The organism is Komagataeibacter kakiaceti JCM 25156 (genome assembly GCF_000613305.1).
Window position 1 is genome coordinate 1 of sequence record NZ_BAIO01000064.1, and the last position, 9,343, is coordinate 9,343.

General features: G+C 55.6%; 11 protein-coding genes, 1 tRNA gene and 1 pseudogene. 4 read left to right on the plus strand and 9 right to left on the minus strand.

Annotated elements, in window-relative coordinates:
• The 3 genes from JCM25156_RS21990 to JCM25156_RS06080 form a co-directional block, all read left to right on the plus strand.
• The coding region (locus JCM25156_RS21990) for an energy transducer TonB (RefSeq protein WP_148299341.1) at positions 1-427 on the plus strand (427 nt) is incomplete at its 5' end.
• Positions 428-894: 467 nt separating this feature from the next.
• On the plus strand, positions 895-2,046 hold the full coding sequence (gene glf / locus JCM25156_RS06075; RefSeq protein ID WP_025812485.1) for a UDP-galactopyranose mutase: 1,152 nt from the start codon (positions 895-897) through the stop codon (positions 2,044-2,046).
• Positions 2,047-2,120: 74 nt separating this feature from the next.
• The gene (locus JCM25156_RS06080) at positions 2,121-2,843 is read left to right on the plus strand and encodes a glycosyltransferase family 25 protein (protein ID WP_025812486.1); all 723 of its coding nucleotides are present in this window, start codon (positions 2,121-2,123) and stop codon (positions 2,841-2,843) included.
• 376 nt (positions 2,844-3,219) lie between these two features.
• On the opposite strand, the gene JCM25156_RS27795 is transcribed toward JCM25156_RS06080, so the two are convergent.
• The 9 genes from JCM25156_RS27795 to JCM25156_RS06125 form a co-directional block, all read right to left on the minus strand.
• On the minus strand, positions 3,220-4,191 hold the full coding sequence (locus JCM25156_RS27795) for a glycosyltransferase family 2 protein (RefSeq protein ID WP_084296464.1): 972 nt from the start codon (positions 4,189-4,191) through the stop codon (positions 3,220-3,222).
• Positions 4,192-4,298: 107 nt separating this feature from the next.
• Positions 4,299-4,386, minus strand: a tRNA-Leu gene (locus JCM25156_RS06090).
• 279 nt (positions 4,387-4,665) lie between these two features.
• Positions 4,666-6,183 (minus strand): efflux transporter outer membrane subunit, encoded by a 1,518-nt coding sequence (locus JCM25156_RS06100; protein WP_025812488.1) that lies wholly within the window; start codon positions 6,181-6,183, stop codon positions 4,666-4,668.
• A gap of 16 nt (positions 6,184-6,199) precedes the next feature.
• On the minus strand, positions 6,200-7,111 hold the full coding sequence (locus tag JCM25156_RS06105; RefSeq protein WP_025812489.1) for an HlyD family efflux transporter periplasmic adaptor subunit: 912 nt from the start codon (positions 7,109-7,111) through the stop codon (positions 6,200-6,202).
• Between the two features lie 28 nt (positions 7,112-7,139).
• The gene (locus tag JCM25156_RS06110) at positions 7,140-7,334 is read right to left on the minus strand and encodes a DUF1656 domain-containing protein (RefSeq protein ID WP_007397336.1); all 195 of its coding nucleotides are present in this window, start codon (positions 7,332-7,334) and stop codon (positions 7,140-7,142) included.
• Between the two features lie 10 nt (positions 7,335-7,344).
• Entirely contained in the window at positions 7,345-7,551 is a 207-nt protein-coding gene (locus JCM25156_RS28715; RefSeq protein ID WP_148299342.1) for a hypothetical protein, read from the minus strand.
• On the minus strand, positions 7,548-8,030 hold the full coding sequence (locus tag JCM25156_RS06115) for a MarR family winged helix-turn-helix transcriptional regulator (protein ID WP_025812490.1): 483 nt from the start codon (positions 8,028-8,030) through the stop codon (positions 7,548-7,550). The genes JCM25156_RS28715 and JCM25156_RS06115 overlap by 4 nt, the downstream gene beginning before the upstream one ends.
• Positions 8,031-8,222: 192 nt before the next feature.
• Complete coding sequence (locus tag JCM25156_RS06120; RefSeq protein ID WP_025812491.1) at positions 8,223-8,657, minus strand: hypothetical protein; 435 nt, start codon at positions 8,655-8,657, stop codon at positions 8,223-8,225.
• A 40-nt stretch (positions 8,658-8,697) separates the two neighbouring features.
• On the minus strand, positions 8,698-8,955 hold the full coding sequence (locus JCM25156_RS06125; RefSeq protein ID WP_025812492.1) for a hypothetical protein: 258 nt from the start codon (positions 8,953-8,955) through the stop codon (positions 8,698-8,700).
• A 100-nt stretch (positions 8,956-9,055) separates the two neighbouring features.
• Between JCM25156_RS06125 and JCM25156_RS21995 the strand changes: the two are divergent.
• A pseudogene (locus JCM25156_RS21995) lies at positions 9,056-9,343 on the plus strand (ABC transporter ATP-binding protein); the annotation flags it as partial.

The following is a 9,343-nucleotide window of genomic DNA, read 5'->3' on the forward strand; positions in this document are numbered from 1 at the left end:
CCACGCGGCGCAGGAACCGCCAGCAGCCCGTCCGACCGCCCCGATACCCCCGCCACCCGTTCAGGGTGGCATGAACGGGAAAGGGGGCCAGAAGAGCGCACAGGCCGGATCGGACCATCCGGTCGCGGCGGCCCGACCGGATACTAAGGCCCCTTCCAGCCCGTCATCTTCAATCCTGCACTGCACGCCGCCCGCGTGGCGTTACCCGGCGATGGCCCGCCATATGCATGAGGAAGGAACCGCCATGGTTGAACTGACTCTGGGGCCGGCCGGGCAGGTCACGCAGGCGGATCTCAAAACCGGCACGGGTTATGATGACCTCGACAGCACCGCTCTTGCTGCCGCGCGCAAGGTGCAATGCACGACAGACGGCGGCACGGCGGAGGGCAGGCATGTGGTGCTGCCAGTCATGTTCCATCTGCATTAACCCGTGTGCGCCACACAAAAACGGAACAGGGTTATTATTGGGAAAGTATAAAATCAGCAGCAGATATCCGGGCTCCGATACAGATGGAATGTAACGCAGGCTGTTCGGCGTCTTCTGGTGGGGCGGTCCTGTGGATGGGGTGCTGCCTGCTGGATCAGAAATGATTTAGACATTGATGGAAAATAAAAGTTTTCGGGTGTCGCCTGTTTTTCAAAACAGGCGGCGTTTTCTGAAGCTGTTTGGAAGAAGCTACACCAGAAACTTCCCTATAATTTACAGGCTGACCTGTCAGGCGGCATCCTGTCGATGCGTGATGCCTATCCCCTGGCCATCCTGCGCGGAACGGGATGACCGGTTATGTTTTTCCAAAATCCGTTCAATGGTGTTAGCCAGTGGATGCCCCTGTCAAACTGGGCGGCACGAGAGAAAATACGGTTGCCAGGAACCGGTGGAAAGACGGAAGAGTCATGAGATTTTGCGTAGTCGGCGCCGGACTGAGCGGGGCCGTTATTGCCCGCACCCTCGCCCAGGGCGGTCATCATGTCGTTGTAGTGGACGAACGGCCCCATATAGGCGGGAACTGTCATACCGAACGCGATCCGGAAACAGGGATCATGGTCCATTGTTACGGACCTCATATCTTTCATACTTCGGATGAACGTGTCTGGCATTATGTGCGGCGGTTCGGCAATTTCCGTCCCTATACGAACCGTGTGAAGGCTGTTGCGCAGGGGCGTGTCCATGTCCTTCCCGTCAATCTTCTGACCATCAACCAGTTTTTTGGAAAGACGCTGGGCCCACGGGAGGCACGGGCCTTCATTGCGGCGAAGGCCGATCAGTCCATCATCCAGCCCCGTTCCTTTGAAGAGCAGGCCCTGAAGATGGTCGGTCCGGAGTTGTACGGCGCATTCTTCCGTGGTTATACCCGCAAGCAATGGGGGATCGACCCGAAGGCGTTACCTGCCTCCATTCTGAAACGTCTTCCATTGCGTTTCAACTATGATGACAATTACTTCAGCCATTCATATCAGGGTATTCCGGAAGAGGGATATACCGCGGTCATTCAGAACATATTGAATGTTGATGGAATAGAAGTCAGGCGGAATTGCCGCTTCGAATCCCTGACCGGGACATTCGATCATATTTTCTATACGGGGCCGATCGATCGCTATTTCGGGTTCCGGATCGGCCGGCTTGCTTACCGGACCCTGGATTTTGAACGGATAGTCACGGACGGTGATTTTCAGGGGACGGCGGTCATGAATTATTGTGACGAGGATGTCCCTTATACGCGGATTACCGAGCATAAATATTTTTCCCCATGGGAAAAAGACAATTTCTCCAAAACCATCTGTTTTCGTGAGTATAGCCGCGCCTGTGGAGAAAACGATATTCCCTATTACCCGGTCAGGCTTGTCAATGACCGGATTTTGCTTGATAAGTATATCAGCATGGCGCGGGAGGAAAAAAACGTTTCTTTTCTTGGACGGCTTGGAACGTATCGCTACCTTGATATGGATGTTACGATCAGGGAAGCATTGCACGCCAGTGACATGATCGAACGATCTTTTCAGTCAACCCGTTTTTCTCTTCCTGTTTTCTTCGTTGATCCGAACTGAAGGTCCGACACCAGCGACGTGAAAGAGAAGAATCTCCATCGTAATTGTATATCGTCTCAGGAACATGGTCGGATATGAATAAGTTTTTTATCAGCCTGGAAAGAACACCGGAGCGTACCGCGCGCTTTCGTGAAGCCAACGCGCATATCCAGGGACTGGTGCATGCCCCCGGAATCGACGGGTCGGTACTGGATATCGACAGTATACGGCAGCAGCATTTTCTGCAGGCCGATTGCCAGTTCACACGGGGCGCCATCGGTTCTGGGCTTACGCATGTCGCCCTGTGGGGTACGGTCGCCAAGAGTGGGGTAGCGGCGCATATTTTCGAGGACGACGCTTTTCTGTGCCGGAATTTCGAGGAAGAAAGTCAGCGCATTATCGCCAGCCTGCCGGAGGATTGGGATATCATCCTGTGGGGTAATAATTCAGATACCGTGCTGCAGTTCGACCTGTTGCCCGGTATTACGCAATGCGTTGCCACATTCTCGCAGGACAGTGTCCGCGAAGGGATACACACATTCCGCAACATGGATGTCACATCGCTGCCTTTCCGGCTGGACCATACATTCGGGATCTGCGGCTATGCCATTTCGCCCTCGGGCGCTGACAAGATGATCAGAAGCTGCCTGCCCATGAAAACAGTGGATATCGTTTATCCTTCTCTGGGCGGACGACGGCTGACGGCAACCTCGATCGATCACCTGATGAATCTGCATTATCGTGAAATGAAGGCCTATACATGCCTTCCGCCACTCTGCCTGACAGATAACCAGACGGCGCAGAGTCTGAATAAATAAGAGACGGCCTGAAAGGTCAGCCCACAAACATCCTGTAAGCATAAGGACGTTTTTGGCAGAACTTTTTCAGAAAGCTTCAGGGAATGTCGCCTTTTTCCAAAAAGGCGGCACCCAGAGCCTTTTATTGTTTTTTAAAAATCCAGCCTTTGCGATTTTCATCAAAAAGCTCTCATCGACTTCGACGCACCTTTAAGGGGTATTACGCCCGGTGATTGTTTCTCGAAGTCTACGGTGAAGCCGGCGCGTTGTATTGCGATTGATGCCGACGACTTCTGTGGCACTCCGTATCGGTGTCTCCGCAACGAAGTGCTCCAGAAGGCATCTTCCGGGGTAAGTATCACGCGGGTGATGACTTACCCTGTGCCAGATCCTGATATTATTTGATATGTTTTTCAGTCAGAATATGGCAGAGTTTTTGAACTGATTGTTCAATTTTTATATTTCTTTCAACAAGAAGTTTAACGGCCTCCTTGAGTAATAATATAGTTTCAATAGTATTTTTATGATTTGTGTCAAGTTTTTCTAAAATCAGTTTTTTGTTTCGTGTCTCGACCAGAGATTGGCAAATGAACTTACTCAGGTTGTCATTGCCTGAAATTGCGCTTCTCAATTTCTTGTTGAAATATAAGTCATGGTGGCCCTGTAACATTATATTTCGTGTCGTATCATAATCACTATTATTATCTATGCGATGATGGTACGACGCCAGCGTATCAATAATAATTCCAAATTCACCGTGCATTAGCAGGCGCGTAAAGAAATCATAATCTTCCATATAGTTCAGATTGCCATCTACAGATCCGGACATGTATATGGTGGTTCGTCTAAATAGCAGGCATATCGGTATTATCGCTATGTCGGATGCAACATAGCTTAGATAGTCTATGAACAGGGTGCTTCTTTTTCCAAATTCGCTGACTTTTGAAATTACTTTTATTTCGTTATTTTCTATCTTCTCAAAGACATCATAATTACTTGTGACAACGCCAACGCATTTTTCATTTTCATCCAGAAATTCAGATGTTCTTTTCAGGAAGTCCGGTTCAATCGTGTCATCATCGTCGTTTATTAATAAATAATCTTCAGTGCAATAGCTTATCAACTGAGATAAGGCATTTCCTCTCCCAACAGACTCTCTGTTGCTGTATACTGTAATTCTTCCAGAAATTTCTTTTTCATACTTTGAAATTATATGTTCTACGTCTTCCAGACGTCCGCCATCATTTAAAACATGGATGTGCCAGTTTTTGAACGTCTGGGAAATTATATGATAGATAGCTCTTTCCAAGCATAAAGGCCTGTTTTTTGTTCTAATTAAAATGCCGACTTTACTTTCTTTAGTGCTCATTTTTGTCCCTGTAATGGTAATTTATTTCAGAATGTGTGGGTATCTGTGCAGAAATCCAGATTCTATTGCAAAATCTGAAAAGCACTAATGAAGGTCGGTCGGTTACCTGGTGCGAGCTGCGGGACTCGAACCCGCACGCCCTGTTGCGGGCGCAAGATTTTAAGTCTCGTGCGTCTACCATTCCGCCAAGCTCGCATAGTTACATCCTGTTTAGCACATGTGGGGCACAGGACAATCTGCGGGCGTGATTTTATTGAAAATGCGCGGTTCCGTATCACCGCCTCGACAAAGCGGATGCTAAGAGACTGTTTGAAAAGCCTGCCTTTAAGACATCCCGTAAATCATAGGAAAGTTTTTGGTGAAGCTTTTTTCAAAAAGCTTCAGGGAATGCCGCCTTTTAAAAAAAGGCAGCATCCCCAAAATCTTTTTACCAATCAGTTATTTTACATTCGCGGAATTGGCGGCAACAGGACGTTACTGCTGGAAGGCGCGGGCCAGGATATTCTGTTTTTCAAGCGAGATAGGCAGCGTTGTATTGGTCAGCGCAATACCCTGCCACCCCGCGCCAAGCGCCGTGTACAGGTTGATCGCATCCTGCAGCCGCTCCAGCCGCGCCATGGCCTCGGCGTTCTGGGCGTTCAGGGTGGTGCGTTCCGTTGTCAGCACTTCCAGAAAGCCGACAAGGCCGGCCGCATACAGCTTGCGGGCGCGTTCACTGGCCAGTGCGCTGTCTTCCGCCGCCTTGGCCAGCAGTTCCGTGTGTTCCTCATCATCATGCCATGCGGCCATCGCGTCCTCGACTTCCTTGAAGCCCCTGAGCACGGTCTGGCGATAGTTCAGGCGGCTGGCTTCGGCGGCGGCCTGCACCGCGCGCACCTGCGATGTCATCTTGCCGCCATGCATCAGCGGCAGCGATGCCATCATCAGGAACTGCCAGCTCATCGTGGCGGCTTCCGTCATCTGCGACATCATGGACGCGTTCGGGTTGAAGCTGATGGGAATGCTGAAATTCGGATAGAGCTGCGACACCGCCATGCCGATTCGTGCCGTCGCCTCCGCGTACTGGCGCTCGGCGGAGCGGATGTCGGGGCGGTTGGCAAGGACGATGGACGGCAGGCTGGCGGGGAATTCCGGCACGGGCGGCAGGGGTTTGGCCACCTTCAGTTCCAGTTCCGATGTGCCGGGCATCTGCCCCATCAGCACGTCAAGCGCATGCGTGATCTGGGAAATATGGGTCTTCAGCGGTTCGCGCGCCGCGGTCTGGGAATCCAGCTCCGCCTTGGCCTGCGCGATCTGCATCGTGTTGCCCACGCCTTCAAGGTACAGGCGGTTGGTCAGGTCATAGGCGTCCTGGGCAACGTGGATGTTGTTGTTCGCGATTTCCAGACGGAGCTGCTGGTCACGCAGCATCATGTAATCGCTCGCCACTTCGGACAGGATCATGACCATCAGGGCGCGGCGATCCTCGATCGTGGCCTCGACCGCGTATTTCTGCGCTTCCACGCTGCGGCGGATGCGCCCGAAAACGTCAAGCTGCCAGCTACCGGCCATGCCATAGGTCAGGTAGTTCGCATCCGGGTGGTTGGCCGGGTTGCCGGGGCGGATGGGCCAGTTTTCGATGTTGATCGAATACCGCACGTTACCACCGCCCGCATCAGCATCCAGTTGCGGATACCACTGCGATGCCTGCACGTCGCGGATCGCGCGTTCCGCAAGGATATGCTGCCCGGCCGCCTGCAGGTCGTAATTCCCCGCAATGGCCTTATCCACCAGCTTGTCGAGTTCAGGATCCTTGAAGAGGTGCCACCACTGCTTCAGTTCCCTGTTGTTTTCCTCGATTTCCTCGGGTGTCGCGGCGTGATCGTCCTCGGTGAACTTGGCCGGGGGCTTCATCCGGTCCGGCTGGTACCGTGGCCCGACCGTGCAGCCGGCCAGGAAGATGGCCGAAGTCAGGAACAGGCCGGTCCTGCGGGTAACTGAATTGATGTTCATGATCGTGCCCGGCGCCTTACAGATGGTCTTGCAGCCATGTCGTCAGACGGCCGCGTTGGGTACGGGCCTGCGGCCCCACGCTGATCGTGGCGGTCATGCCCGCGGCCAGTGTCACGCTGTCAGGCACATGGTCGAGATGGATACGCACCGGAATACGCTGCGCCAGTCGCACCCATGTAAAGATCGGGCTGACATCCTGCAGCCCGAGCCCGTCGGGCTTGCCGTTCTGGTCATTGATACCCCGGGCGATGCTGACCACATGGCCCGGAATGATGTCCTTGTACCCCATGAGCTTGACGCGGGCCTCATCGCCCACATGCACGCCCCACATCTTCGTTTCCTCGAAATAGCCGTTGACCCAGTAGGAGTCGGCGTCGATCACGGCCAGACGGGCATGGCCCTCGGTCACGTAATCACCCACCCGCAGGTTCAGGTTGGTGATGTTGCCGTTGACCGGGGAGTACAGGATGGAGCGCTGGAGGTTCAGCTTGGCCAGGTCAAGGGCCGCGCGCGCCGCATCGACCGAGGCGATCTGTGTCGCCACGTTCGAGTTGAAGACTTCCTGCTCTTCAGCCGAGACGATGCCGCCCAGCCCCATGCGGCGGCGTGCGTCGTTCTGCTTGAGCTTCAGGTCTTCCAGCGCGCCGTCAAGGCGGGCCTGCGCCTCGCGGATGGCCAGGCGGAAACGCACGGGATCAAGCACGAACAGGGGGTCGCCCCGGTGCACGAACTGGTTGTCCACCACGGGAAGCTGCACGACCGTTCCCGAGACTTCGGGCGCCACGTCCACGACATAGACACGGACACGCCCGTCACGTGTCCACGGGGCAATCATGTAGGTGTCCCATAAGGTGACTCCCATGACGATGGCCATCGTCACGACCGCCAGGGTCAGGACCACACGGATGAGGGTGCGCAGCAGGGGCATGGGGATTTCTCGAACCTTCTTGGGGCGGTCAGATGTACAGGATCATGAGGCAGAGGACGCAAGTGTAAAGCGCGACTTCGAACAGGGCGAGATGCCAGAACCATTTCATGACGCCGCACCACCACAGCAGGGACCGGAGCAGCATGGTGACGGGCAGGGCGGCGACAGCATAGACGACAATCGGCGCCATGAAGACACCGAATAGATTGAATTCGCTCAGCATCAGGCGGGTCTCATTCGGAACGGTCCCGTTGAAGGAGAATCAGGCACGGACGGGCGATGACGCTATCGCCCCCCTGTAATGCTATCTGTAGCTGACCGGGCGACCAGAAGAAACCGGCAATGCCACCTGAACACGAAGATGTCGGCACCCGGTGCCGCGCGGCACGGACGCCGCCAGTCCTGCCTGTGGGGGCGATGGAAACCGGAAGGAAGGTCATGAACGGCTTCCCGCCATTTCGGCTGGCTGGCAGCTCCGGTTGTGCAGGTTGGCCTCGATCCGTTCAAAGACCGAATAGCACGCCAGCAGTTCGGGGGTGGAAATGCCCTGGAGCAGGCGGCGCGAGACGGCCTCCACCGCGTGGCGGACCTGGCGCGCGGTGCGCTCGCCCTTTTCCGTCAGGCTGACGAGCTTGGAGCGTTTGTCTTCACGGTCGGGGGAGCGGAATACGAGGCCGCTGCGTTCCAGCACGTCCAGCAGGCGGCCGACGGACGGGGCCTCGATTTCAAGCGCGCGCACCAGGTCGGTCTGGCGGACGGGCGGCGGCAGCAGGCCGAGATACAGGACCGGCCGCCATGTCGCCTCGGTCAGGCCGTATTCGCGCAGATCATGATCGACCTGCCGCCGCCATGCCGCGCCCAGCCGGGCGAGGCGACGACCGAACGACAGTTCTTTCTCATTGCGCTCCAGATCGGGCATTCTGTTCCGTCAGCGGGGACATACAGTTATGAAGCATGCAAACCATTCGCGTGCTTAGTATATTCCGTCCGCCGCACGTTTCCAGAAAACGACAACGTGAGCCAATGCAATTTCGGCATGGATACTATCTGGCAATGACGTAGATCATTGTCAGGCTACGCCGTGCGGAGTCGGCACGGCGTTCCGGCGTGGTTACCTGCGGCGTCCGGTCACGGCCTGGAACAGGCTCCACAGGGTGCGGGCCGTATGGCGGGTCAGCGGACCCGCCACCGCCGTCGCCACGGCGGAGAGGGCGACGGTCTGCCGCAGTTCGTTCAGGGCGTGTTCACGGGCGAATCGCACGCGGATTTCTTCCGGCGTCATGTAGGAACGCCGCCCCATGACCAGCCCCATCAGCACCACCACCACATCGGCCGCGAACACCGCCGCCGCCGCGCCAAGCGCGCTGAAGCCCAGTGTCTGGTAACAGAAGGCCCACAGCAGGCCATGGCCCGAAATGACGGCGAAGAAAGCAAATATAGCTGCTACAACCAGAAAAGCGGCCTGACGACCAAGACGGATCGCCATCAGCTTGCGTAGGGTCAGTTCCCCTTCGATGATGGTTTTCCCGATTTCGCCTATTCTCATGATGCTCGCGTATCCTCTGGTTGCAGCAGGCTAGAATGCCTTATTTTGTCGCGCGGCCAAGAAAATAGCTGATCACCGAGAAAATGGCGATAGCCACAAGCGGGCGCACGCGGGAGCAGCCGCTTTTGGGGGCATGTTCCGCAATGGTTTCACGGGCGTTGGTGATCAGGTGCTCCGCCTTGCCGGCGGCGTCGTGCAGGGCCTGCTTGCCGTGGGAATGCAGCAGGTTTTCAATGTGGCTTTTCAGGGCCTGCAGGTCTTCATGGGTGACCTGCTTGATGGTGTCTGTCTTGCTCATTGTCCTGTCCTTTTATGACGGGTGAAGCCGATAATCCTCTGGTATGGAGGTAACCATCGCTTATAACGCCTTATCCCCCCAGTCAGGTTTCTGTTATCGCATGTCTCCTTTCTCCTTAAGGCTGGTTGTCAAGGCGCTGAAGGCATTTCCCGATGCGCCGGACCTGTCGTTTTCCGCCGCGACGGATGCCTGTCTGGCCATCGTGAACGACCGGAGCGAATGTCTGTCCGTACTGGCAGATATGCTTGCCGGGCATGCGTCGGCGCAGGGGGGGCATATCCTTGTCGATGGGACAGACGTGACCGGCTGGCCCGCGGCGCGGCGTCCGTGCGCGCTGGTGGGGTGGCGGGATCCGCTGTTTGCGCACCTGAACGTGCAGGCCAACCTG

What these genes read in the sequence shown, in the direction of transcription:
- glf (WP_025812485.1), top strand. Translation starts at nt 895, where the DNA reads ATGAGATTTTGCGTAGTCGGCGCCGGACTGAGCGGGGCCGTTATTGCC.
- JCM25156_RS06080 (WP_025812486.1), top strand. Translation starts at nt 2,121, where the DNA reads ATGAATAAGTTTTTTATCAGCCTGGAAAGAACACCGGAGCGTACCGCG.
- JCM25156_RS27795 (WP_084296464.1), bottom strand. Translation starts at nt 4,191, where the DNA reads ATGAGCACTAAAGAAAGTAAAGTCGGCATTTTAATTAGAACAAAAAAC.
- JCM25156_RS06100 (WP_025812488.1), bottom strand. Translation starts at nt 6,183, where the DNA reads ATGAACATCAATTCAGTTACCCGCAGGACCGGCCTGTTCCTGACTTCG.
- JCM25156_RS06105 (WP_025812489.1), bottom strand. Translation starts at nt 7,111, where the DNA reads ATGCCCCTGCTGCGCACCCTCATCCGTGTGGTCCTGACCCTGGCGGTC.
- JCM25156_RS06110 (WP_007397336.1), bottom strand. Translation starts at nt 7,334, where the DNA reads ATGCTGAGCGAATTCAATCTATTCGGTGTCTTCATGGCGCCGATTGTC.
- JCM25156_RS28715 (WP_148299342.1), bottom strand. Translation starts at nt 7,551, where the DNA reads ATGACCTTCCTTCCGGTTTCCATCGCCCCCACAGGCAGGACTGGCGGC.
- JCM25156_RS06115 (WP_025812490.1), bottom strand. Translation starts at nt 8,030, where the DNA reads ATGCCCGATCTGGAGCGCAATGAGAAAGAACTGTCGTTCGGTCGTCGC.
- JCM25156_RS06120 (WP_025812491.1), bottom strand. Translation starts at nt 8,657, where the DNA reads ATGAGAATAGGCGAAATCGGGAAAACCATCATCGAAGGGGAACTGACC.
- JCM25156_RS06125 (WP_025812492.1), bottom strand. Translation starts at nt 8,955, where the DNA reads ATGAGCAAGACAGACACCATCAAGCAGGTCACCCATGAAGACCTGCAG.